This window comes from Faunimonas sp. B44, from assembly GCF_052655945.1.
Window position 1 is genome coordinate 113,441 of the sequence record NZ_JBQYEX010000003.1, and the last position, 22,195, is coordinate 135,635.

General features: G+C 68.4%; 23 protein-coding genes. 5 read left to right on the forward strand and 18 right to left on the reverse strand.

What is annotated here, in order from left to right:
* Nucleotides 1-2: 2 nt before the first annotated feature.
* Complete coding sequence (locus tag ACUN0C_RS06670) at nt 3-962, forward strand: 2-hydroxyacid dehydrogenase (protein WP_445465555.1); 960 nt, start codon at nt 3-5, stop codon at nt 960-962.
* A 4-nt stretch (nt 963-966) separates the two neighbouring features.
* Here the strand turns inward: ACUN0C_RS06670 and ACUN0C_RS06675 are convergent, their stop codons facing one another.
* Together ACUN0C_RS06675 and ACUN0C_RS06680 are read right to left on the reverse strand one after the other, a co-directional pair.
* Nucleotides 967-1,836 carry a C40 family peptidase gene (locus ACUN0C_RS06675; protein ID WP_445465556.1) on the reverse strand — a complete coding sequence of 290 codons (870 nt, stop codon included), beginning with the start codon at nt 1,834-1,836 and terminating at the stop codon, nt 967-969.
* A 25-nt stretch (nt 1,837-1,861) separates the two neighbouring features.
* Complete coding sequence (locus ACUN0C_RS06680; protein ID WP_445465557.1) at nt 1,862-3,247, reverse strand: leucyl aminopeptidase family protein; 1,386 nt, start codon at nt 3,245-3,247, stop codon at nt 1,862-1,864.
* Between the two features lie 106 nt (nt 3,248-3,353).
* Here ACUN0C_RS06680 and ACUN0C_RS06685 point away from each other — a divergent pair, with 106 nt between their 5' ends.
* Nucleotides 3,354-4,187, forward strand: a complete 834-nt coding sequence (locus ACUN0C_RS06685) for a tetratricopeptide repeat protein (protein WP_445465558.1) — start codon at nt 3,354-3,356, stop codon at nt 4,185-4,187.
* A gap of 115 nt (nt 4,188-4,302) precedes the next feature.
* On the opposite strand, the gene ACUN0C_RS06690 is transcribed toward ACUN0C_RS06685, so the two are convergent.
* From ACUN0C_RS06690 to ACUN0C_RS06730, 9 genes are all read right to left on the reverse strand, one after another.
* A complete protein-coding gene (locus ACUN0C_RS06690) occupies nt 4,303-5,265 on the reverse strand; it encodes a type II secretion system F family protein (RefSeq protein WP_445465559.1) in 963 nt (320 codons plus the stop codon).
* Nucleotides 5,266-5,273: 8 nt separating this feature from the next.
* The gene (locus ACUN0C_RS06695) at nt 5,274-6,275 is read right to left on the reverse strand and encodes a type II secretion system F family protein (protein ID WP_445465970.1); all 1,002 of its coding nucleotides are present in this window, start codon (nt 6,273-6,275) and stop codon (nt 5,274-5,276) included.
* A gap of 40 nt (nt 6,276-6,315) precedes the next feature.
* The gene (locus ACUN0C_RS06700) at nt 6,316-7,755 is read right to left on the reverse strand and encodes a CpaF family protein (RefSeq protein ID WP_445465560.1); all 1,440 of its coding nucleotides are present in this window, start codon (nt 7,753-7,755) and stop codon (nt 6,316-6,318) included.
* Between the two features lie 18 nt (nt 7,756-7,773).
* Complete coding sequence (locus ACUN0C_RS06705; RefSeq protein WP_445465561.1) at nt 7,774-9,087, reverse strand: AAA family ATPase; 1,314 nt, start codon at nt 9,085-9,087, stop codon at nt 7,774-7,776.
* Between the two features lie 4 nt (nt 9,088-9,091).
* Nucleotides 9,092-9,814, reverse strand: a complete 723-nt coding sequence (locus ACUN0C_RS06710; protein ID WP_445465562.1) for a CpaD family pilus assembly protein — start codon at nt 9,812-9,814, stop codon at nt 9,092-9,094.
* Nucleotides 9,815-9,836: 22 nt separating this feature from the next.
* Entirely contained in the window at nt 9,837-11,270 is a 1,434-nt protein-coding gene (locus ACUN0C_RS06715) for a type II and III secretion system protein family protein (protein WP_445465563.1), read from the reverse strand.
* A gap of 35 nt (nt 11,271-11,305) precedes the next feature.
* The gene (gene cpaB / locus ACUN0C_RS06720; protein ID WP_445465564.1) at nt 11,306-12,082 is read right to left on the reverse strand and encodes a Flp pilus assembly protein CpaB; all 777 of its coding nucleotides are present in this window, start codon (nt 12,080-12,082) and stop codon (nt 11,306-11,308) included.
* Between the two features lie 138 nt (nt 12,083-12,220).
* Nucleotides 12,221-12,736 (reverse strand): A24 family peptidase, encoded by a 516-nt coding sequence (locus tag ACUN0C_RS06725; protein ID WP_445465565.1) that lies wholly within the window; start codon nt 12,734-12,736, stop codon nt 12,221-12,223.
* A 117-nt stretch (nt 12,737-12,853) separates the two neighbouring features.
* Complete coding sequence (locus tag ACUN0C_RS06730) at nt 12,854-13,018, reverse strand: Flp family type IVb pilin (RefSeq protein WP_445465566.1); 165 nt, start codon at nt 13,016-13,018, stop codon at nt 12,854-12,856.
* Between the two features lie 433 nt (nt 13,019-13,451).
* On the opposite strand from ACUN0C_RS06730, the gene ACUN0C_RS06735 reads away from it, so the two are divergent.
* The 3 genes from ACUN0C_RS06735 (at nt 13,452) to ACUN0C_RS06745 (ending at nt 15,225) form a co-directional block, all read left to right on the forward strand.
* On the forward strand, nt 13,452-13,919 hold the full coding sequence (locus ACUN0C_RS06735) for a pilus assembly protein N-terminal domain-containing protein (protein WP_445465567.1): 468 nt from the start codon (nt 13,452-13,454) through the stop codon (nt 13,917-13,919).
* A 117-nt stretch (nt 13,920-14,036) separates the two neighbouring features.
* Entirely contained in the window at nt 14,037-14,606 is a 570-nt protein-coding gene (locus ACUN0C_RS06740; RefSeq protein ID WP_445465568.1) for a TadE/TadG family type IV pilus assembly protein, read from the forward strand.
* Nucleotide 14,607: 1 nt separating this feature from the next.
* Nucleotides 14,608-15,225, forward strand: a complete 618-nt coding sequence (locus ACUN0C_RS06745) for a TadE/TadG family type IV pilus assembly protein (RefSeq protein ID WP_445465569.1) — start codon at nt 14,608-14,610, stop codon at nt 15,223-15,225.
* Here the strand turns inward: ACUN0C_RS06745 and ACUN0C_RS06750 are convergent.
* From ACUN0C_RS06750 to deoA, 7 genes are all read right to left on the reverse strand, one after another.
* The gene (locus ACUN0C_RS06750) at nt 15,219-16,283 is read right to left on the reverse strand and encodes a phosphate/phosphite/phosphonate ABC transporter substrate-binding protein (protein ID WP_445465570.1); all 1,065 of its coding nucleotides are present in this window, start codon (nt 16,281-16,283) and stop codon (nt 15,219-15,221) included. The two genes, ACUN0C_RS06745 and ACUN0C_RS06750, sit on opposite strands and share 7 nt — an antisense overlap.
* A 133-nt stretch (nt 16,284-16,416) precedes the next feature.
* Nucleotides 16,417-16,950 (reverse strand): retropepsin-like aspartic protease family protein, encoded by a 534-nt coding sequence (locus ACUN0C_RS06755; RefSeq protein WP_445465571.1) that lies wholly within the window; start codon nt 16,948-16,950, stop codon nt 16,417-16,419.
* Nucleotides 16,951-17,074: 124 nt separating this feature from the next.
* Nucleotides 17,075-17,719 (reverse strand): uracil phosphoribosyltransferase, encoded by a 645-nt coding sequence (gene upp / locus ACUN0C_RS06760; protein WP_445465572.1) that lies wholly within the window; start codon nt 17,717-17,719, stop codon nt 17,075-17,077.
* 90 nt (nt 17,720-17,809) lie between these two features.
* Nucleotides 17,810-18,691, reverse strand: coding sequence for a hypothetical protein (locus ACUN0C_RS06765; protein WP_445465573.1), 882 nt, complete (start codon nt 18,689-18,691; stop codon nt 17,810-17,812).
* Between the two features lie 32 nt (nt 18,692-18,723).
* On the reverse strand, nt 18,724-19,566 hold the full coding sequence (locus tag ACUN0C_RS06770) for a phytanoyl-CoA dioxygenase family protein (protein ID WP_445465574.1): 843 nt from the start codon (nt 19,564-19,566) through the stop codon (nt 18,724-18,726).
* Nucleotides 19,567-19,646: 80 nt separating this feature from the next.
* Nucleotides 19,647-20,867, reverse strand: a complete 1,221-nt coding sequence (locus ACUN0C_RS06775) for a phosphopentomutase (protein WP_445465575.1) — start codon at nt 20,865-20,867, stop codon at nt 19,647-19,649.
* 1 nt (nt 20,868) lies between these two features.
* A complete protein-coding gene (gene deoA, locus ACUN0C_RS06780; protein ID WP_445465576.1) occupies nt 20,869-22,194 on the reverse strand; it encodes a thymidine phosphorylase in 1,326 nt (441 codons plus the stop codon).
* Between the last annotated feature and the right edge of the window lies 1 nt (nt 22,195).

The following is a 22,195-nucleotide window of genomic DNA, read 5'->3' on the forward strand; positions in this document are numbered from 1 at the left end:
CGATGACCATCCTGATCGCCTCGACCTTCGATCCCGACGGCTGGACGCGACACATGCGGGCGGCAATGCCGGACCGCCGCGTGATCGCGACCACCAGGAGGGGCGAGTTCGAGGGTGCGCCGGACGACCTCGAGACCGTCCGCTACGTGCTCGCATGGAAGCCGAGGATCGACCTTCTCGAGCGGCTCCCCCGGCTGGAGGTGCTGTTCTCCCTCGGCGCCGGGGTCGACCATCTGATGGCGCTGCCTCGGCTCCCGGGGGTGCCGGTGGTCCGGATCGTCGATCCGGATCTGACGGCGCGCATGACGGAGTACGTGGTCTGGCAGGTGCTCCACCACCATCGTCAGGCCTTCGCGTACCGGCGCCAGCAGGCTGCGCGGCAGTGGCGGGACCTCCGGCAACCCGCGGCACGCCACGTCACGGTCGGGATCATGGGCCTCGGCGTGCTCGGCCTGAGCGCCGCCGACCTGCTCGCCCGCCTCGGTTTCCGCGTCATCGGGTGGAGCCGCAGCGCGAAGTCGGTGCCGGACGTGGAGACGTTCGCGGGCGAGGCGGAGCTCGAGCGCTTCCTCGGCCAGACCGAAATCCTCGTCGCGCTGCTGCCGCTCACGCCCGAGACGCAGCGCATCCTCGACCGCAAGCTCATCGCGGCGCTGAGGAAGGACGGCCCTCTCGGCGGCCCGGTCCTCATCAATGCGGGGCGCGGCGGCAGCCAGGTCGAGGCCGACATCGACGCCGCCCTCAGGGACGGGACGCTGAAGGGCGCGAGCCTCGACGTCTTCGAGCAGGAGCCGCTGGCACCGGAGAGCCCGCTCTGGAACGCACCCAACCTCGTCCTGACGCCCCACGTCGCGGCCGTCTCGGATGCCGCGGCGCTCTCGATCGGCATCGCCGAGCAGATCCGCGCCTTCGAGCGCGGCGAGCCGTTGCGGAACGTGGTGGACCCGAAACGGGGCTATTGAGGGATCAGGCGAGCCGGCGGACCGCCGTCATCGTGATCCCCTTCGCGCCGAAACGGGCCAACGTATCGGCAAGCGGCTCGCTGGCGACGGCCATGTGATGGGCGTTGGCGTGCAGCAGGCGCTCCGGATCCTGCATGATGCCGACGTGCCCGGGCCAGAAGACGAGGTCGCCGCGCCGCAGTTCGGGCAGCGCGGTCACGATCGGCAGCTTCATGCCGAGGTCCTGCTGCTGCATGTCGGAATCGCGCGGCGCTTCGACGCCGGCCGCGCCGAGCGCGATCTGGACGAGCGCCGAGCAGTCCAGCCCCAGGCTCGTCTTGCCGCCCCAGAGATAGGGGACGTGGAGAAAGCGCTCGGCAACGGCGACGAAGTCGGCCTCGGCCGCGTCGCCGATCGGCCGGAGGTGCTGCATCACCACCGCGCCGGCGGGCGCGATCAGCGCGTAGCGGGCGTTGCGGTCCTGCGCTTCGCCGGTGACGCTCACGCGCGCGCCGATGGAGAGGGCGGCCATCGGTTCGCTCTTGATGTCTGGCCCGGAGAAGACCGGCGTCCGCAGGGCCGCCACCCTGTGCGTTGGCACGGGGGCGGTCGCCGACAGGCTGTCGAGCGGGAGCCAGCCGACATAGCGGTCGGCGACGAGCTGGCCCCACGCCCAGCCCTCCTCCGTCGTCTCGAACACGCGCACCGCCTCGCCGGCGAGCGCTTCCGTGAGCCGCATGCCGTCCGGCCGCGCCTCGCGCCTGACCGGCGCCGCGGCAGCCGTCACCCGCATGAGCACCGCCTCGGCGAACCGCTCCGCCTCCACCCGGCCGCGGAGCGCCGCATCCGCCAGATCGGGCCTGAACGCGTTCAGCCGCGGGTCCAAACCGGTCATGCTCCCTCCCGCCCGGCGATTGGGCTCAGCCGTAGCGCTCCGACAGGACATGGAAGATGGCGCGGATCGCCTGGGCTTCGCCGCCCTCCGGCGCGTGCGCCCGGGCGCTCGGGTTCCAGGCGAAGATGTCGAAATGGGCGTAGGTCGCGGCCTTCTGGACGAAGCGGTCGAGGAAGAGCGCGGCGACGATCGAGCCGGCATGGGAATTGCCGGCGATGTTGTTGATGTCGGCCACCTTGGACGAAAGCCAGGTCTCGTACGGACGCCAGAGCGGCATGCGCCAGACGGGGTCGCAGACGCGGCCGGCAGCTTCTGCAAGGCTGCCGGCGAAGTCGTCGTCGTCGCAGTAGAAGGGTGGCAGCTCCGGGCCGAGCGCCACGCGCGCCGCCCCCGTCAGCGTCGCCATCGAGACGACGAGATCCGGCGCCTCCTCGTCGGCGAGCGCCAGCGCGTCGGCGAGGATCAGCCGGCCCTCGGCATCGGTGTTGCCGATCTCGACGTTCAGCCCTTTCCGGCTCTTCAGCACGTCGCCCGGGCGGAAGGCGCGGCCGGAGATCGCGTTCTCGACCGCGGGCACGAGCACCCGGAGGCGCACCTTGAGGCCGGACTCCATCACCATGCGGGCGAGCGCGAGCACGTTCGCGGCCCCGCCCATGTCCTTCTTCATGAGGAGCATGCCGCTCGACGACTTGATGTCGAGGCCGCCGGTGTCGAAGGCCACACCCTTGCCGACAAGCGTGACCTTCGGATGGCTCTCGTCGCCCCAGATGAAGTCGGCCAGCAGTGGCTCGCGGTCGCTTGCCACGCCGACGGCAGCAATCAACGGGAAGCCCTCAGCGAGAGCGGCCCCGGAAACGAGCCGGAACCGTGCCCCGAAACGCTCGCCAAGCTCCCTCGCGGCGGCGGCGAGCTCGGCGGGGCCGAGGTCGTTCGCCGGCGTATTCACCAGGTCCCTGGCGAGATAGACCGACACGGCGAGGGTCTCGATGTGGCGGAGATCGACGCCGTCCGGCGCAACGAGCCGGGCCTGGCCGTTCCTCGGCTTGCGGTAGCGGTCGAACCGATAGGCGCCGAGCGCGAAGGCGAGCGTCGCCAGTTCCGGGTCATAACCCTCGCCTTCCAGGCGAAAGAGCCCGGCCGGGAGTTCGCCGGCGAGCTTTCCCGGAAGGAACGGCGTCCGGTCCGGCGCGTCGCCGGCACCGAGGCCGAACAGCACCCGCCCGATACCGCCTTCCCCGTCGGGGAGGAACGCGATCCGTCCGGCCTGCGCCTTGAATCCCAAGGCCTCCGCATAGCGGCGTTCCTGTTGCGAGAGGCCACCCAGGACGGCGTCGAGCCGCTCGGCCTGGACCAATCCGACCGGGATCGAGGCCGCACCGTGCCCTGCAGGAACAATCGGAAAACTGGTCATGGCCGCTCCGCCTGAAACTCGTCCGGATTAGGCCTCGCGCGCGCGGCTGGCAATGTCCGGATTATCGTTAACGGAGCGTTAGCGACTGGCCCATAAGGCTTGCGGCATGGAGATTCATGGGGCCGTCCAGATGCCGATTCCGTCGGAGCGCAAACAGAAGACCCGCCGTCTCGGACCCCTCCTGGCGCTCGGCGCGTTCGCAGCGCTGGGAGCCGGCTGCCAGGCGATCGGGGCGAAAGGCCCCGCGACCACCGGGTCGCTGCGGCCGACCAACACGCTCGTCTCGTCCGACATGAACCAGCAGGCTGCGGTCTCGGCCGTCCGGACGTGGGGCCAGGCCTATGCCCGGAATGAGAAGGACAAGCAGGCCGCGTTGAACTATGCGGCCGCGTTGCGCGCAGCCGGCGAGAAGAAGCAGGCCGTCGCGGTGATGCGGAAGGCCGTGATCTACCATCCCAAGGACCGCTCGGTGCTCGCAGCGTTCGGCAAGGCGCTCGCCGACGACGGGCAGTTCCAGGAAGCGCTCTCGGTGATCCAGCGCGCGCAGCAGCAGGACAACCCCGACTGGCAGCTCCTTGCGGCGGAAGGCGGCATCCTCGATTCGCTCGGCGACAGCCGGTCGGCGCGCGAGCGATACCGGCAAGCGCTCGTGCTGGCGCCGGGCGAGCCGCAGGTCCTGAACAACCTCGCAATGTCCTACGTCCTGACGAGCCAGCTCTCGGAGGCCGAGGCGACGCTCCGGCAGGCGCTCGCGAGCCCGAAGGCAACCGCCAGGACGCAGCAGAACCTGGCCCTCGTCCTTGCGCTGCAGAGCAAGGGCGGTGCCGCGCCGAAAGCGGCGACCAACCGGACCGCCTCGGCCGGCGAGACCGGGCCGGCGCCCTCGCCCGCCCTTCCTGCCCAGGAGAACGTCTGGGCGGAGATCAAGAAGAGCGGCTGAGGCCCGCGCACCCGCGGCAATTCGGGCGGGCCTCCGCCGCCTCGTCACTGGAAGGAACGTTCCGCGTAGGTTGGCCTGGCGCTCGGCGGGCCGGCGGTGACGCCCGCCAGCGGCCCTACTGGATGTTCGCCACCTGGATGGCCGCCGGCGTGATGATGACGGCGAAGAGCACGGGCAGGAAGAACAGGATCATCGGGACCGTCAGCTTGGGCGGGAGCGCCGCCGCCTTCTTCTCCGCTTCCGACATGCGGATGTCGCGGTTCTCCTGGGCGAGCACGCGCAGCGACTGACCAAGCGGCGTGCCGTACTTCTCCGCCTGGATCAGGCTCGTCACGACCGACCTGACGCCTTCCAAGCCGGTCCGCTCTCCGAGATTCTCGTAGGCCTTGCGGCGGTCCTGAAGGTAGGAAAGCTCGGCCGTTGTGAGGCTCAGTTCCTCCGCCAGCTCGATCGACTGCGCGCCGATCTCTTCGGACACCTTCCGGAACGCGCTCTCGATGCCCATGCCGGACTCGACGCAGATGAGAAGCAGGTCGAGCGCATCCGGCCAGGCCCGGCGGACGGCCGTCTGCCGCTTCGATATCCGGTTCCTCACGTAGATGAGCGGCGCGTAGTAGCCGAGATACGCCACCCCAAGCACGATCGCCACCTTCAGGAAGAACGGCTGCTCGAGCTTGAGGACCACGAAGACGTAAAAGGCCGCCACGAGCAACATGAGCACCGGCATCAGGATCCGCATTGCGAGGAAGGTCACGACCGGGCTGCGGCCGCGATATCCCGCCATCCGCATCATGCGGACCATCTCGCCGTCTTCCAGCTGCTTGGCGAGGTTGAAGCGGTCGACGATGTCCTGAAAGACCTTCTTCGGCTCGCTGCGCAGCGAGGTCTTCCTCTCCGCGTCCATCCGCGCGCGCTCGCGTGCGCGGATGCGCTCCCGCTCGTTCGCCACCTGGCGCATGCGCGTATCCAGGTTGTCGCGCACGAGATAGGGCCAGGAGACGACGAGGATCGCCGAAAAGACGGACACCGCCGCCATCAGGGCGACCAGCATCTCGGGATTGTCTGTCAGCCCGGCCATTGCGGTCCTCAGAAGTCGAAGTTGATCATCTTGCGCATGACGAGGACGCCCATGAGCATCCACATGGCGCAGATCACCAGCACGATGTTGCCGACCGTGGTCTGGAAGAGCAGCAGGATGTAGTCCGGGCTGCTGAGGTAGACGAGCACGGCGACCACGACCGGGAGGGAGCCGATGATGCCGGCCGAAGCCTTCGCCTCCGAGCTCATGGCCTTGATCTTGGCCTTCATCTTTCTCCGTTCGCGCAGCACCTTCGAGAGGTTCGCCAGCGCTTCGGAAAGGCTGCCGCCGGTGCGGGTCTGGATCGCGATCACGATGGCGAAGAAGTTCGACTCGGTGAGCGGCACGCGCTCGGGCAGCCGGCCGACCGCCTCGTCGATCGGGAGCCCGAGGGTCTGGTCCTCGACGATCGTCTGGAACTCGCTCTTCACCGGCTCAGCGGCTTCGGAGGCGATGATCTTGAGGCAGTCCACGAGCGGCAGACCCGCCTTCACGCCGCGCACGATGACGTCCACGGCGTTCGGGAACTCGTTGGAGAAGGCCTTGAAGCGCTTGTTGCGCGCGAAATTCACATAGACGTAGGGCAGGAGCAGGCCGCCCGCGATGCCGAAGCCCAGCGCCGGGAGGAGACCGATGCCCGTGCCCACGAGCACCAGGAGGAAGGTCGCGACAGCCGCCCCGGCGGAGATCAGGTAATAGGTCTGCATGGACCAGCCGAGGCCGGCCTGCCGGATCCTGACCGGGAGGCTCGGCTTGGAGCTCCGCTTGACCTTGGCCTTCTGCTTGGCCTCGATCTCCTTCAGGGTCTCCTCGACGTTCCGGCGCCGCCGGCTCTCGTCGGTGAGCGCGTTGCGGCGGTCGACCGGCGCGCGCGCCCCGGCCACCACCTCGATCCGCTTGGAGGACTTGGTCGCGGTGAGGCGCGGGTAGAGCGCCGCCGCGGCGAGCCCGCCGACGCTGAAGACGGCGAGGAGGACCACGGCGATCTGGACGACGGTCGGCGACATCAGCCCGGTACCCCGCCGCTGCGGAAAGGAAACGCCATGGCGCTCACCGGTTCTCGCCCTCGGCGGCGTCGAGCGCGGCCGCGAGCCGCTGCTCCTCGCCGTAGTACCGGGCCCGGTCCCAGAAGGCGGGCCGACCGATGCCGGTCGAGCGATGGCGGCCGATGATCTTGCCGTTCGCGTCCTCGCCGACCATGTCGTAGACGAAGAGGTCCTGCGTGATCACCACGTCGCCCTCCATGCCGAGCACTTCGGTGATGTGCGTGATCCGGCGCGAGCCGTCGCGCAGACGAGCGGCCTGCACGATCACGTCGATCGAGGAGGTCATCATCTCGCGGATCGTCTTCGAGGGCAGCGCGTAGCCGCCCATCGTGATCATCGACTCGATGCGGGAGAGCGCCTCGCGCGGCGAGTTGGCGTGGAGCGTGCCCATCGATCCGTCGTGGCCGGTGTTCATCGCCTGGAGCAGGTCGAACGCCTCCGGCCCGCGCACCTCGCCCACGATGATGCGCTCGGGGCGCATGCGCAGGCAGTTCTTGACGAGGTCGCGCATGGTGATCTCGCCCTCGCCCTCGATGTTGGGCGGGCGCGTCTCGAGGCGGACCACGTGCGGCTGCTGGAGCTGAAGCTCTGCGGCGTCCTCGCAGGTGATGATGCGCTCGTCGTGGTCGATGTAGCGCGTGAGGCAGTTGAGCAGCGTCGTCTTGCCCGAGCCGGTGCCTCCCGAGACGAGCACGTTGCAGCGGACGCGCCCGATGATCTGGAGGATCTGCGCGCCTTCAGGCGTGATCGAGCCGAAATGGACCAGCTGGTCGAGCGTGAGCTTGTCCTTCTTGAACTTCCGGATGGTGAGGGACGGGCCGTCGATCGAGAGCGGCGGGGCGATCACGTTGACGCGCGAGCCGTCGGGCAGGCGCGCGTCGCAGATCGGGCTCGCCTCGTCGACGCGCCGGCCGACCTGGCTCACGATGCGCTGGCAGATGTTGAGGAGCTGCGCGTTGTCGCGGAAGCGGACGTCGGTCTCCTGGACCTTGCCGCTCACCTCGATGAAGACCTGGCCAGCGCCATTGACCATGATGTCGGCGATGTCGTCGCGCGCGAGCAGCGGCTCCAGCGGGCCATAGCCGAGGACGTCGTTGCAGATGTCCTCGAGAAGCTCCTCCTGCTCCGCGATCGACATCACCACGTTCTTAACGGTGATGATGTCGTTGACGATGTCGCGGATCTCCTCGCGCGCCTGGTCCATCTCCATCTTGGACAGCTGCGAGAGGTCGATGGTATCGATCAGCGCCCCGAAGATCTGCGTCTTGAGGTCGTAGTATTCCTCGGTCTTCCGCCGCCCCTGCGACGAGCGCGCCTGCGCCGGCGACGGTGAAGCTGCCGGGGCAGCCGCAGGAGCCTGCCGGGCGGCCGGCTGCGCCGGCTTCACGGCGGCCGGACGCGGCCGCTCCAGCACGTTGTCCTGTGCACTGCGCTTTCCGAACATTGTCGCGCCTTTTCCTGCTTACCCTGTCCTACGCCCCGTGGCCTTCTGCTTGTTCTTCGACCGCAGCTTCTCGAGCAGGGGAGCCAGGCTCATCGCCCCCTTGCGGCTGCGCTTGACGTCCTTCCGCCCGGTCATGACCTGGGCGATGTCGGAGAAGATGTCCGAGATGGTCGTCTTGGCCGACGCTTCGGCGATCATCTGGCCGTTGTTGGCGGCCGTGCCGAACAGGAGCGGATCGAATGGAATGCAGGCGATCGGCTCGAGCTGCAGGGCGGCGGCGAAATCGTCCGGCTTGATCTCGGGGCGCTTCGGCACGCCCACCTGGTTCAGGATGAGCTTGGGCGGCGCGTCGTTCGGCCTCGCCTGGCGCAGGAGGTCGATCAGGCTCTTGGTGTTGCGCAGGTTGGCGAGGTCCGGCACGGCGGTGATCACCACCTCGTCGGCGGAGATCAGCGTGCGCTTCGCCCATGCGGTCCAGACATGCGGCACGTCGAGCACGACGGAGGGCACGTTCGCCTGCACGATCTCCAGCATCGGCTCGAACGCCGTCTCGTCGAAATCGTACGACTTGTCGAGCGCGGCCGGCGCGGCGAGCAGGCTGAGATGGTCCTCGCATTTCGCGAGCAGCCGGTCGAGCAGCACCTCGTCGAGCCGGTCGCGGTCGAAGACCGCTTCGGCGATGCCCTGGGTGGGGTCGAGGTTGAAGTCGAGGCCGGCCGTACCGAAGGCGAGGTCGAGGTCAGCCAGGATCACGTCGGAGCCGAACACCCGCGCCATGGTCCAGGCGACGTTGTGCGCGATGGTGGAGGAGCCGACGCCCCCCTTGGATCCGACGAAGGCGTACGACTGGCCGAGCTTGTCCGTGCTGGTGTCGCGGTAGATGCCGGAGATGGAGGCGATGACCGTCATCACGTCGACGGGCGCGACGAGATACTCGCTCACGCCGCGCTTCAGGAGCTCGCGGTAGAGCGTCACGTCGTTGGAATGGCCGATCACCATTACCTTCGTGCCGGCGTCGCAGACCTCCGCGAGCGAATCGAGCTCGCCGATCAGGCGGTCGGCAGGGAAGCGGCTCTCGACGACGACCAGGTTCGGCGTCGGGGCGGTGCGATAGAACTCGTTGGCCGCCGAGATCCCGCCGGTATGGACCTTGACGTGGGCCCGGGCCATGCGGCGGTCGTTCGACGCCATCTCGATGGCGCCCGCGACCTCAGGGGTGTCGCAGAACGCCTGGATCGTGATGCGGGGCACCGGCCGGGCGTCGAGCCCGTGCGGCTGGGCCTCGTCGCGGCCGAGGTCGTGGTCGATGTCGTAAGCGAGATTGCTGGCCATCGGCTTACTGTCTCACGAGGTTGGTATCGAGGAGGGTCGAGCTCGATCTCGTTTCCTGGCCCTGCTGGTAGTCCGTGATAACCTTGGCGCGGCGGGCGCCGCTCGCCGGCTCCTCGGTCCGCGGGCGGACGAGGTCGGCCGGGTTGGCGACCATTGCCGCGAGGTTCTGCTGCGCCGCGCAACCGAAATTGTAGTGGTCGCGATCGGCGAAGCTCGGCGAGACGTCGCGCGGCCAGACCCCGCAGCGCGGCGTCGTCGCCATCACCCTGAGATAGGAAAGGCGTACCGGCGCCATGGTCCCGCGGTCGCCGAAGCGGTACGGCGCGACCTGGATCAGGGCCGGCGAGACCCCGCCCCGCACCAGCGCATGGTGGACCGCGCTGCCGGCCTGGGATGCCGCGATCTCGTTCGCCGAGCCGGTCGGCACCTGGATCGTGATGGCGCCCGTTCCCGTGTGGCGGTACTCGGCCGCGTAATTGTGGATCGCCTGGACGAGCTCGGCGGACAGGGCGCCGCCGCGCATGCCGATCGGGAGGTCGAGCGTCTCGGGCTCCTCGGAGATGACGATCGGGTGGCGGACCCGGTAGTCGTTGTCGAAATAGGCCATCCGCTGGTCGGCGGCGGTGTTGCAGCCGGCCAGGCCGGCCGCGAGGGCCGCGGCGAGCGCCAGTCCGGGAGCCGCGGATCGCCTGCGGCGCGGTTGCATGCTCGAGATCGCATTCAGCATCATCTGTCTCCCGACCCGCGCTTCAGTCGAAGGCGAAGCCGACTTGGCCACGATAAGCGTCCGGCCGCTGGTTCCTGGCCGAGCCGTAAATCTTGTTGACCTGGCCGAGGAAGATCGCCTCGGCGTCGTTCGCCATCACCAGCCCGTCATTCGGCCGGGCGAGCTTGGAGGGCGTCGTCGGCTTGACCAGGTAAGGCGTGACGATCATCACGAGCTCGGTTTCGTCCTTCTGGAAGTCCTTCGACGAGAACAGCGCGCCCAGCACCGGGATCTTCTGGAGGACGGGGAGCCCGCTCACGGTGCGGCGCGTCGATTCCTGGATCAAACCGCCGATCACGAAGGACCCGCCCGAGGGAAGCTCCACGGTCGTCTCGGCGCGACGCGCGCTCAGAACCGGGATCGTGTCGATGATCGAGGTGATCTCGCTGACTTCGGCTCGCACCTTGATGCTGATGCGGCCGGCCGAGAGCACCACCGGGGTGAACGCCAGCTGCGGCCCGAACTGCTTGTACTCGATCGAGCAGGTCCGCGTGTTGTTGTCGTTGTCCGTGCAGACCCGGACCGGGAACTCGCCGCCGGCGAGGAATTCGGCAGTCTCGCCCGAAACCGCGGTCAGCGTGGGCTCGGCCAGCGTCCGGATGAGCTGCGTCTCCTCGAGCGCGCGCAGCGTTGCGTCGATCGAGTTCGACCCGTTCGTCCAGCTGAGCCCCGCTGCTCCGACGTTCGGGTTGGTCGCGAATGAGCTGGTCTGAGAGTTCAGCAGTCCGAAGGCGATGTTGCCGCGGCGCAGGAACGCCTGCGTGTCGATGCCGAGTTGCTTGACGACCTCGCGCCGCACTTCCGCGATGGTGACCTTCAGGCTGACCTGCTCGACGCCGGTGATGGTGAGGAGGTTCACGACCCGCTTCTCGACCGTGCCACCCTCCTCTGACGTGCCGAGCGACTGGCCCTGGAGCATGCCGACGGTGATCTCCTGGGCGCGCCCGGACGAGGCGGCCGAAGCGACCTCGCCGCGCAGGACGATGTTGCCGTTCATCGCCTCCGCCTTGACCCAGCCGTCGGTGATCGCCTCCGAGAGCAGCCGGTTGAGGCCGCTCAGATCGGCTTCCACATAGACGTCGAAGCTCGCGATCTGCGCGCCCGCGCTGTCGAAGAGGAAGATGTTGGCCTGGCCGAGCTTCACGCCGATCAGGTAGAGCCGGCGCGACGTGCGCAGCACCGCGTCGGCAATCGCCGGATTGGAGACGAGCACGTCGCCGGCCGGCCGCGGCAGCTCGATGACCGCCGACTTGTTGATCCCGAGCCGGATGCTGCGGCTGTGCACAACGTCGTTCGACGTGAGCTGCAGGTAATCCTGGGAACCGGACTGTGCGGCCGCCGGTGCGGTCGCGAGCAGGCCCAGGGCAACGAAGGCTGCCGCTCTGAGGGCTGTGCGGATGGGGGCAAGCGCGATCATGGAATGCTCCTCAGCGACGGGGCGCCGGCAAGAACTCACTGCGTCTTCACGATCTGGCCGCGGCCGGACCGGTAGATCTTCACGGTCCCGCTCTGCCGCTGGTTGGATGCCGACGCCTCGTCGGTGTCGGCCATCGCTCGCAGCGAGAGCGAGAGTGTGCCGGAGGCTTCCGCGGCCGTGATGATCTCGGCCTGGACCGGATCGACCTCGAGCGTGGCGGTCTTGCCGACCACCACCGGCTCGCCGCCGCTCTCCTCTACGGTCTGATCGATCGCCAGCACGCGCATGTTGGTGAGGATGGTGCGGCTGACGGTCTCGTTCTGGCCGTCCTGGCTGCCGGGCTGCGTCACCGTCTGGATGACGTCGACCCTGTCGTTCGGCAGGATGAAGCCGCCGGCGGTGTTCTGCGCGGACACGCGGACGGCGACGGCGCGCTTGCCCTCCGGCAGGATCGCCGACATGAAGCCGGATTCCGGCCGCGCGAGCTTGCTCTCGCGAATCGGCTCGCCGGCGACGAACTGGCTGCGGACGACCGACCCCTTGACCGTCTCGATTGCGTCGGGGCGTGCCGTCCTGCTGATGAAGGCGGCGTTCACCGCCTCCTCCGGCCAGCGCTGCCACCGGAGGTTCTCTTCCGAGAGCGCCTGGCCCTGGCCGATGTCCCGGGTGGCGACGAGGACTTCCTGGGTCGTGATCTGCGGGGCGAGCTCAACGACCGTCTGGCCCGGCTCGCCCGAGCCCAGATTGAGGGCCAGGTAGGCGGCAATGCCGCCTGCAATCAGCGCGACGGCAAGAACGATCACGCGAAACATGTCGAAGGCCTCGGTTGGAGTTCGCCCGACAGGGCTATGGCTCCCATTCAGTCTCGCTTTGAAACATCAAGGGATGGTTAACAGGACCGGAATCTTGCCGATTCCGAGCCTTCGGATCGGCGGACTTCCGCCTTACTCTCAAAGGATGGCGTTCATCCAATCCGTATTCGGGAATACGATGAGCGCCGCGGGCGCCATTGCAGCTCCGTAGGGAATCCCGGTCTTCGGCGCATGAAGGTGCGAGAGCCACCCGATGCGGCTGAGCGGCGACGGCAGCGGCCAGGCCCTGAGCTGAATGATCGCCAGAGTGAGGAGGCCGCCGAGCAGCGCCATGTAGGTGAAGAAGGTCAGCGCATGCTCCGGCCCGAACCAGAGCGCCGTCGCGGCGGCGAGCTTGGCGTCGCCGCCTCCGATCCAGCCGAGCGCGAACAGGACGAAAGTGACGACGAACACCGCCAGCCCGAGGATCGCGCTCAGCCCGATCTCCGCCGCACCGAAGCCCGCGAGCGGCGCCAGCACGAAGTACGCCGCCGCGACGAAGAGGACGAGCCCGTTGCGGATCTTCATGGTCACGAGGTCCATGATCCCCGCGTAGATCATCGCGCCGGGAAAGAGCAGGCTCGCCGTCACGAGCGCCGCGTCCGAAACCGTCATACCAACGCTCCCGAAAGCCGAAGCCGATCTGGATCCGGGTCCAACGAAAAACGGAGGGCAGTGCCCCCCGTTTCGCGTGCCCGATCACGCGGGCAGTCGGCTATGAGCCGGTACCGCCTACTCGAGAGCGGTCTTGATCTCGTCGAACTTCGCGTCCAGCGTCGTTCCGAGCGCCGTCAGGACGGTGATGAGAACCACCGAGATGAGCGCCGCGATGAGGCCGTACTCGATGGCGGTCGCGCCCGATTCATCCTTCGCGAAACGCGTCACAAGCTTCTTCATAATCTCTGCTCCTGTTACCCACCTGGCCGCTTTGGACCCGCCTCGGGGGTTTGTCCCCGCCGAAACTTGACTTGATTAGTAGCAGCCATTGCTTGCAGTCAGGTTAATCGCACGGCGGCGGGGCAATGTCCGAACGGAAAGGCTTGGAATGGTAAAAACAAAATCAATTTGATCTATATCAACCCGTTGCTGGAATGTCTTAGGTATCCCTCCGGAGAAGTCAACAGGGTATTCGGCAGCAAGATAGTCTTAACGGTCGATTAACTATTAGGGTTGGGTTTAGCCCTTGCTTGCGTGTGTGCTGCCACTCAAGTGTCGAGAAGCGGTCCCGGCCGCGGCCCCGTGCGTCGGGGGTCCTGGCGCGGCGGCGGGTGCATTTGCACTTTCTTCACCGACATCTGGCAGATTCCGGGACAAGAGAAGGAGTTTCGCAATGGGAATCACCCGGACTTTGGTCGCCAGGCGGAGCAAGTTCGCCCTGGCCGTTGCTGCGGCAATTCTGACGAGTCCGGCCGCGCTCGCCGCGGACGTGATCGACGTCACGATCGATTTCGCCAAGATCCTGAAGCTCGACCGGCCGGCCGGGACGCTCGTGATCGGCAATCCCGGGATCGCGGATGCGACCGTTGGCGACGACACGACCGTCGTCCTCACGGGCAAGGCGGCCGGGACGACCAATCTCATCATCCTCGACGCCAAGGGCGAGGAGATGGCCAATGCGCTCGTGCGGGTCTCGTCCGACACGCGGCAGCTGACGACGGTGTTCTACGGCAGCAAGCGGCACAGCTTCTCCTGCGCCCCGCAATGCGAGCAGGTGATCTCGGTCGGCGACGAGAAGGAAGCGTTCGACAACGCGCGTGCGCAGATCCAGAGCAGGCAGGAATTCTCGGGCGCGCGATGACCGGGGATCGTCCGCACATCTTCTATTAAACAAACGCAAAGTTTAACGATCCGGGCGCGCCCGGACGAGCTTACATTGCGTTCCCGAGCGGTGGAACGAATGCTGAAGGTGTCGAGGATGCGGCGGTGGGCACGGCGGATATCCGCGCTGCGGACGATCGCCCGGCGCACGCGGGAGAGCCAGAGCGGCTCTGCGGCGGTCGAGTTCGCCATCCTGGCACCCGTCTTCCTGTTCCTGATGTTCGTCATCGCGCAGACGGCTCTCATCTTCATCGCCGAGCAGGTGATGGACAATGCCGTCGCCGACGCGGCACGCCTGATCCGCACAGGCCAGGTGCAGTCATCCGGCTTTTCCAAGCAAGATTTCAAGGACGAAGTGTGCCGGCGCATGTCGGTCTTCGTCGACTGTGACGGTCCGAACTTCTACCTCGACGTCCGCTCCTACACGAACTTCTCCGACATGAAGCTCGACAAGCCGGTCGACAAGGACGACAAGTTTGCCGACGAGGGCCAGTACAGCTTCGGCGCTCCGAACGAGATCGTTGTCGTCCGCGCCTATTACCAGATGCCCACAACCTCCATCTTCGGCGGGCTGTCGCTGAAGAACATGGCGAGCGGCAAGCGCCTCATCGGAACGACGGCGGCGTTCAAGAACGAGCCCTACGCCAAGACCGCCGGAGTGTCCTGAGATGGACCGCGCCGCCGCACCGAGAGCCGTCCGACGCTCCCTCGCACGGCGCCTTCGCGCGCCGCTCCGCCTGTTCCGCCGCCGCGAGGACGGCATGGCGGCGGTCGAGTTCGCGCTCATTCTCCCGATGCTGATCGTGCTCTGGATCGGCGGCGTCGAGGTCACGCAGGCGCTCACCATGGACCGAAAGGTCAACAACCTCGCCTCGACCGTCGGCGATCTCGTCGCACGGTGGAAGTCGCTCACCTATTCGGATGTCGACAGCATCTTCGACATCGCAGGAGGCGTCCTCTACCCATACGCCGCCGGCAGCGCCGACATGGTGCTGACCGCGGTGAACATCGACGACAAGGGCAACGCCACCGTCGCGTGGAGCCGCGCCAAGGGCAAGCGTGCAGCCTATTCGCAAGGCGCCAACATGACCGCCGCGATCGACGCGAAGCTGCGCACGCCGAGCAGCCAGGTCATCATGACCGAAGCCTACTATCCCTACCGTCCCGCCGTCGGCCATGTGATCACCGGACCGATCCAGCTCGACAGCAAGCTGTTCTTCGTCCCGCGCCTCTCCTCGAAGGTCCAGCTCTGCACGAACAACAGCGCGAGCAAGATCTGCTACTGAGCCGGGATGCCGGTCTTGCCGCCGTCGCCTCCGGCGAGCAGCGCCGCGCTGCGGTAGTCGTCCGGCCCGACCGCACGGTACCCGCCCGGGTAGAAGGGCTCGATCCGGCCGTAGGTTTCCGGATCCGCTGCCGCGAGATCGAGGAAATAGCCGCGGGCTGATTGCCTGTCGGCCTCCGGAAGCGAAGTTGACGCAGCGACCGGGCCGTGCGTCAGGGGCGGTGAGCGCCACAGGACTGCCAGTTCGCCCGCGGCGCCCTCCTGGAGCCGCGCCAGGAGGGCCAGGCTGCCGCGCGAGTAGCCCGCCGCCGCGTCGCCCGTCATGGTGCTCCAGCCCAGCGCGGCATCCGCCCGGCCGTCCAGGACCATCCGCATCGCCTCCACCGGCGAGTGCACGCTCTCGATCCTGCCAAAGAAGGACGGGTCGATCCCCTCCGCCGCGAGCGCCGCCAAGGGAAGCCGGCTCGCCCCGATCGAATCCGGGCCGCCGGCGACGAGATGGCCGCCCCTCAGGCCATCCAGCCCGTCCTTCGCCGCGTCCCGCCTCGCCACCAGAATACCGTGGAAGGCGAGCGTGCCGTCCTCCGCCGCCGGGGCGACCAGAGGCTCCAGGCAGGCGCAGGCCGCTTCGGCCACTGCGAAACTCGCCGAGGAATGGAGCCCGAGCTGGACGCGGTTCGAGACCTGCGCATCGACGAGAGCGGCATAGGTCGCGAAGGGCTGAATCTCGACCGGCCTGCCGAGCGCGCGCGCCAGCCCGTCCCTGAAGGGGGCGAGGCGCTCCAGGAACGGCGCGATCGGGCTCCGACCGATGATGCCGACGCGGACCGGCTCCGTTCCGCTTCTCCCGCCGATCCGCTGGATCGCCGGTGGTGCCGTTCGGGGAAGCTCGCCGGCGTTCGACGGAAGGCTCGGCGGCTCGTCGCGCGGTATGTCGGCCTGCGCAAGCGGATCGGAGCGGCGATCGACGGCTGCGGCCGAGTCCATGGCGAGGCCGAGCGTGACCGCGAGCCCGACCGCGATCAGTCCCTGTCCGGCGATGCCAACACACGTCCGCACGGCGATCCGATGCTCCGTCCTGCGCCGTGGCCGGCGCCCTTCCCGGCAGGCGTACCGAGGCGGAACGCCTCTCGACCCCAAGGCGCGCGCTATGCCGGCGAGGCGCTGGCCTAAGGGCCGACGATAAGCCCGATCAGTTCTCGAACACCAGCACCCCGTTCGCCACCTCGAAGCGACGGAGCCGGTTCAGGAAGCTCGCGCCGAGAAGGCTGACGGCCAGCCTGTCGTCCGGGATCACGAGGGCACGGACGTTCCCGATCGCGATGTCGCGGACAGCGACCTCGTTCAGGATCGCCTCGGCCGCATTGGTCGTGCCGTTGGCCGTCTGCACCGGCTGGCGGAAGTCCGATCGGCGCATCCGCAGGCCGACAGCGGCCGCATCCGATTCGCGGAGCGCGATCACGCTCGCGCCGGTGTCGACCATCAGCCGCACCGGGCGGAAGTTGATGTGCCCGTCGATGTAGAAGTGGCCGTCGGGCTCCGCCCGGACCGTCACCCGCCGTGCCGTGTCCGCTTCTGCCGGCGCGGTCCGAGCGATCCCGCCGGGGACGGCAGTCGGACGGGCGGTACCGTCGAGCGTCCGGCCCGGCAGGAACCGCTCGATGACGCTCGGGGCCGAGGCGGCGACGAGCGCGATCAGGATCGATGTGATGACGAGCGGACGCATTGCGGAGCCTTGCGGCCGATCATGACGGGCGAACGGAAAGGAATGATTGACGGGGCCGGAACGCATGCGCTTGCGCGGCGATCGCGGCACCCGGGATCGGCGGACCGCGATCGCGGAGCGGAGGCTACTTGGTCCCGTACATCCGGTCGCCGGCGTCGCCGAGGCCGGGCACGATGTAGCCGTGATCGTTCAGATGGCTATCGATCGCCGCCGTGAAGACCGGCACATCGGGGTGCACGGACCGGAAATGCCTGATCCCTTCCGGCGCGGCCAGCAGGCAGACGAACCGGAGGTCCCGCGCGCCCCTGCTCTTCAGCCGCTCCACCGCTGCCACCGCCGAATTGGCCGTCGCGAGCATCGGGTCGACGGCGATGACGGTCCGCTCCGACAGGTCGTCCGGAGCCTTGAAGTAGTATTCCACCGCCTGCAGCGTCTCGGGGTCGCGGTATATGCCGACATGGGCGACCCGCGCAGAGGGGACGAGATCGAGCATGCCTTCAAGAAGTCCGTTGCCGGCGCGAAGGATCGACGCGAAGACGAGCTTCTTGCCGGCGATCTTGGGCGCCTGCATCGTCGTCAGCGGCGTGCGGATCTCCACGGTTTCGAGCGGCAGGTCGCGCGTCGCCTCGTAGCAGATGAGCGCCGCGATCTCGCGCAGGAGCTGGCGGAAACCCCTCGTGGACGTTTCCGCGTCGCGCATGATCGTCAGCTTGTGCTGGACGAGGGGATGGTCGACGACCGTCACCCCCGGGAAACCCTCCACCATCATCGCCTCCTCGAGTAGGCCGGCATTAGTGCGCCGATGCCCGCGGCCCCGCCAGTCGTCCGTCGCAACCTGTCCCCGGTTCGGCCGCGCCGCTCACGGCGCGTACCGGCCGCGGCCGAAGGGACGCCACGAGAACGGCCAGCGGCGGCGCTTCCGGGCCCGCGCCAGCGTGACGAGTTCTTCGACATAGCCGGAGCCGACCGCCGGATCGAGCCGGTCCACAGGCTCCAGCGCCCAGTCGTGGTAGCCGAGCGGCTCCATGACCGGTCCGTAGCGCGGCCGGAAATGCTTGACGTCCTCCGCCGTGAAGTACCGCTTCCAGTTCTCTGCCGCGCCCGTGCGCTTGCGATGCGCGAAGCGGGTCTCGTCGGCGAGTTCGATCGGCCCGCAGCCCAGATAGGCGCCGAGTTCCGCGCGGTCCCCCGCGATGAAATCCTCGTAGCGCAGCACGTAATTCGAGTGGGCGGTGCCGGCAATGAACCGGCCGAGCGCCCGGTTCTTGCCGACATGGGCGATCGCGCCCTTTCCAAAGATCGCCTCGCGCGCCCGCACGAGATCGAGAACGGACACGCTCCCGGGCGCCTCTTCCTTTCGCCTCAAGAGGTCCAGCCAGCGGTCGCAGACGCCCGGATCGTAACCGGCATTGTCGATATGGCTGAGGATGAAGAAGTGCAGCCGGCTGATCAGTTCGTCGCGGGGATCGCGGACGACGAAGATGCGGCGGTCGAACTTCACGGCGCATTCGTCGGCGACCACGCCGCGCCGCAAATTTGGCCGGTCGCTCCAGTGCTCGAAGAGGACCTTGACCACCGCCCGCTTCGCCTTCAGCAGCCGGCGGTCCTGGAATGTCTCGATGGTGCGGGGTTCCGACACATATCGATCCGCCCCGATTGCGCGCGCGATCGTCTCCGAGATGACGGTGGTGCCGGTGCGCGCGAGGCCGAGCACGAGGACGTTCAGGCGCCCTCCCCCCATGCTCGCGGTCGAAAGTGGCGGCTCCCCTTCGCTCACGCGACCTCGGCCGCGGGGTCGGCGAAGCCGCGTAGCGGCATGGCCGGGCTTCTCTTCAGCCAGTTGTCGGCAGGCCAGCGAGCGGCGCGATCCACGACGTGGAGGACAACCGCCTCGCGCGGCCGGCGGCTTCGATTGGGAGCCGATCCATGCGGAAGGAGTCCGTTCAGCACCACCAGCGTCCCGGCACCCACTTCGAGCGGAACGGGCTGCCGCTCGTCCCAGTCGACATCGAAGAGCCGGCTCATGACGAGATCCTCGCCATCATAATGGAACCGCTCGCGGAGGCCGTTGCGGTGCTCGCCGGGCAGGACGAATAGGCACCCGTTCTCCCGGTCCGCGTCGTCGAGCGCGAACCAGAACCCAACGACCGACTCCGGCTCGGTGTGAAGGAAGCTCGCGTCCTGGTGCAGGCCGACCTCTCCGCCGATGTGCGGCTGCTTGAAGACCACCATGGACTGCACCAGCCCGGGATCGCGGATCCCCAGGTCCTCCGTCAGGGCAGCCAGCCGCGCATTCCGGAAGAATCGGTCGAATGTCGGGTCGAGATCATGCAAGGCGTGTCCGATCGTGTTCAGCGCACGCCGCTTGGGCACCTTGAGCCCACCCCGCTCGTCAAAGGCCTCCGGCTCGAGAAAAAACCGGATCTTGTCGCCAGAATCCCGGAAATACTCGTCCCTTGCGAGGCTGCCGCCGCCGCTCGGGAACGCGGACCGGACCCGCGCGGGGTCGAAGCTCTCGACGAGACGATCAATGCGGTCGCGAACGGCGGCGAGCTCCGCCGGCCGGACGAAGTCCTCGATCACGAGAAAGCCGTCGCGCTCCCAGGCGTCGTTCATCCCGATCGTCAGGTGACCGTCCGCGGGTGCGCGGAAACGCTGAACTGTCTGCACGTCGCAGAGATTACCCGCCCGGCCGGTCACATCAAGCTCGCACCGCGCCGCATCGGCGGCAGGCCGAGATGGGCGGCGATCGTCGCCGCAACGTCCGCATAGGTGCTGCGCGCACCCGCGGCCTTGCCTTCGATGCCGGGGCCGAACGCGAGCACGGGGATGTTCTCACGTGTGTGGTCGGTGCCGCGGAAGGTCGGGTCATTGCCGTGATCGGCCGTCAGAACGATCAGGTCGCCCGTCCGGAGGCGCCAGATGAGCTCTGGGAGCCGCCGGTCGAAGTCCTCCAGGCAGGCGGCATACCCCGCGACGTCGCGCCGGTGCCCGTAGAGCTGGTCGAAGTCGATGAAGTTGGTCACGACCAGGTCGCCGTCCCTCGCCGCCTCGGCGGCGGCGAGCGTGGCATCGAACTGCGCCGCATTGTCAGTCGCCTTGAGAATGCGGGAGACACCCCGGTTGCAGAAGATGTCGGCGATCTTGCCGACCGCGAAGACGGACCTGCCGGCCGAGACCGCCTCGTCGAGGAGCGTCGGCGCAGGCGGCGGGATCGCCAGGTCGCGGCGGTTGCCCGTGCGCCGGAATCCGGAGGCCTCGTCGCCGGTGAAGGGCCGGGCGATGACCCGCCCGATCCGCAGCGGATCGCAGAGCCGGCGCGCGATGCGGCAGACCGCATAGAGCCGTTCAAGTCCGAAGGTCTCCTCGTGCGCAGCGATCTGCAGGACCGAATCCACCGAGGTGTAGCAGATCGGCTTTCCGGTCCGGACGTGCTCGGCGCCGAGTTCATCGAGGATCGCCGTCCCGGAAGCGTGCTTGTCGCCGAGAATGCCGGGCAGGCCGGCTTCCGTGATCAGCGCACGCGTCAGGGCCTCCGGCAGGGCGGGCACTTCGTCGGGAAAGTAGCCCCATGTGAACGGCACCGGCAGCCCCGCGAGCTCCCAATGGCCGGACTGGGTGTCCTTGCCGCGCGAGACCTCGCGGGCATGGGCCCAGATCGCCTCCGGCGCCTCCACGCGCGGGAGACCCGCGGGATGCCGGCCGGTAGACGCTTCCGCCGCTCGGCCGATGCCCAGCCGGTTCATCGTCGGGATCGCGAGCGGCCCCGCACGCAGGCCGGGGACGTCGGCTCCGCCCGCGGCGCAGGCTTCGGCGATGTGCCCCAGCGTGTCCGCGCCCTCGTCGCCGAACTCGGCCGCGTCGGGCGCGCCGCCGATTCCGACGGAATCCATCACGAGGAGGAAGGCACGCGCCACCTCAGTTCCCTTCCGCGCCGAGCCGGCCGAGGATGACGGGCCGGCGCTCCCCTGGCTCGCCGATCGCATAGGCGACGCGCAGCGTCCGCGCCGCCCGCTCCGCGGATGCCTCGTCGCGGGAATGCACGATGCAGAGCGGCCGTTCCGGCCCGACGTCATCCCCGAGGCCCGCGAGGCCGGAAAGGCCCACGGCGTGGTCGATGCGGTCCTCCGCGCGCAGGCGTCCGCCGCCGAGCGCCACGACCGCGAGCCCCACCGCACGGGTGTCGATCGCCGCGATCTCGCCGGCCGCATCGGGGAGCACGGCGCGCTGCACCGGCGCCGCGGCCAGGTGACGCTCCGGGCGGCTCACGAGGTCGCGCGGACCGCCGAGCGCCGCCGCCATTCGCGCAAAGGTCTCGGCTGCGCGGCCGTCATCGAGCGCTGCCTTCGCTGCCTGCTCGGCCCGCCCCTGGTCTTCGGACAGGCCGCCGAGCACCAGCATCTCGGCAGCGAGCGCCAGGACGACCTGCTCGAGTCGCGGGTCCCGCGCCGTGCCCGTCAGGAACCGGATGGCATTCAACACCTCGAGGGCGTTCCCGGCCGCGGATGCGAGCGGCTCGTGCATGTCGGTGAGGAGGGCGCTCGTCCGCAGCCCGGCCCCGTTTGCCACCGTGACGAGGCTCTCGGCCAGTCTGCGGGCGTCTGCCTCCTCCTCCATGAACGCGCCGGAGCCGGATTTCACGTCGAGCACGAGCGCGTCGAGCCCGGCCGCGAGTTTCTTCGACAGGATCGAGGCGGTGATGAGCGCAATCGACTCCACCGTCGCCGTCACGTCGCGGATGCCGTAGAGACGGCCGTCCGCCGGCGCGAGATCCGCGGTCTGGCCGACGATCGCGCAGCCGACCTCGGCGACCGCCCGGCGAAACACCTCCAGGCTGGGTTGGCTCCGGTACCCGGGAATGGAATCGAGCTTGTCGAGCGTCCCGCCGGTATGGCCCAGGCCGCGGCCGGCGATCATCGGGACCGCCCCGCCGCAGGCCGCGACGAGAGGAGCCAGCATCAGCGAGACATTGTCGCCGACGCCGCCGGTGGAATGCTTGTCCAGGATCGGCCGGTCGAGATGCGACCAATCGAGGATCGAGCCGGAATCCCGCATCGCCCCGGTGAGCGCGACGCGCTCGGCCATGTCGAGGTCGCGGAAGAAGACGGCCATGGCGAAGGCGGCGACCTGGCCCTCCCCGATCGAGCCGTCGGCGATCCCGGCCACGAACGAGCGGATCTCCCCGTCGGAGAGCCGGCCGCCGTCCCGCTTCCTGCGGATCACCTCCTGCGGCAGGAAGCTCACG

Excerpts from the sequence above, each read along its gene's own strand:
- ACUN0C_RS06670 (WP_445465555.1), top strand. The coding sequence starts at position 3 with ATGACCATCCTGATCGCCTCGACCTTCGATCCCGACGGCTGGACGCGA.
- ACUN0C_RS06675 (WP_445465556.1), bottom strand. The coding sequence starts at position 1,836 with ATGACCGGTTTGGACCCGCGGCTGAACGCGTTCAGGCCCGATCTGGCG.
- ACUN0C_RS06680 (WP_445465557.1), bottom strand. The coding sequence starts at position 3,247 with ATGACCAGTTTTCCGATTGTTCCTGCAGGGCACGGTGCGGCCTCGATC.
- ACUN0C_RS06685 (WP_445465558.1), top strand. The coding sequence starts at position 3,354 with ATGGAGATTCATGGGGCCGTCCAGATGCCGATTCCGTCGGAGCGCAAA.
- ACUN0C_RS06690 (WP_445465559.1), bottom strand. The coding sequence starts at position 5,265 with ATGGCCGGGCTGACAGACAATCCCGAGATGCTGGTCGCCCTGATGGCG.
- ACUN0C_RS06700 (WP_445465560.1), bottom strand. The coding sequence starts at position 7,755 with ATGTTCGGAAAGCGCAGTGCACAGGACAACGTGCTGGAGCGGCCGCGT.
- ACUN0C_RS06705 (WP_445465561.1), bottom strand. The coding sequence starts at position 9,087 with ATGGCCAGCAATCTCGCTTACGACATCGACCACGACCTCGGCCGCGAC.
- ACUN0C_RS06710 (WP_445465562.1), bottom strand. The coding sequence starts at position 9,814 with ATGCTGAATGCGATCTCGAGCATGCAACCGCGCCGCAGGCGATCCGCG.
- ACUN0C_RS06715 (WP_445465563.1), bottom strand. The coding sequence starts at position 11,270 with ATGATCGCGCTTGCCCCCATCCGCACAGCCCTCAGAGCGGCAGCCTTC.
- cpaB (WP_445465564.1), bottom strand. The coding sequence starts at position 12,082 with ATGTTTCGCGTGATCGTTCTTGCCGTCGCGCTGATTGCAGGCGGCATT.
- ACUN0C_RS06725 (WP_445465565.1), bottom strand. The coding sequence starts at position 12,736 with ATGACGGTTTCGGACGCGGCGCTCGTGACGGCGAGCCTGCTCTTTCCC.
- ACUN0C_RS06730 (WP_445465566.1), bottom strand. The coding sequence starts at position 13,018 with ATGAAGAAGCTTGTGACGCGTTTCGCGAAGGATGAATCGGGCGCGACC.
- ACUN0C_RS06735 (WP_445465567.1), top strand. The coding sequence starts at position 13,452 with ATGGGAATCACCCGGACTTTGGTCGCCAGGCGGAGCAAGTTCGCCCTG.
- ACUN0C_RS06740 (WP_445465568.1), top strand. The coding sequence starts at position 14,037 with ATGCGGCGGTGGGCACGGCGGATATCCGCGCTGCGGACGATCGCCCGG.
- ACUN0C_RS06745 (WP_445465569.1), top strand. The coding sequence starts at position 14,608 with ATGGACCGCGCCGCCGCACCGAGAGCCGTCCGACGCTCCCTCGCACGG.
- ACUN0C_RS06755 (WP_445465571.1), bottom strand. The coding sequence starts at position 16,950 with ATGCGTCCGCTCGTCATCACATCGATCCTGATCGCGCTCGTCGCCGCC.
- upp (WP_445465572.1), bottom strand. The coding sequence starts at position 17,719 with ATGATGGTGGAGGGTTTCCCGGGGGTGACGGTCGTCGACCATCCCCTC.
- ACUN0C_RS06765 (WP_445465573.1), bottom strand. The coding sequence starts at position 18,691 with ATGGGGGGAGGGCGCCTGAACGTCCTCGTGCTCGGCCTCGCGCGCACC.
- ACUN0C_RS06770 (WP_445465574.1), bottom strand. The coding sequence starts at position 19,566 with ATGAACGACGCCTGGGAGCGCGACGGCTTTCTCGTGATCGAGGACTTC.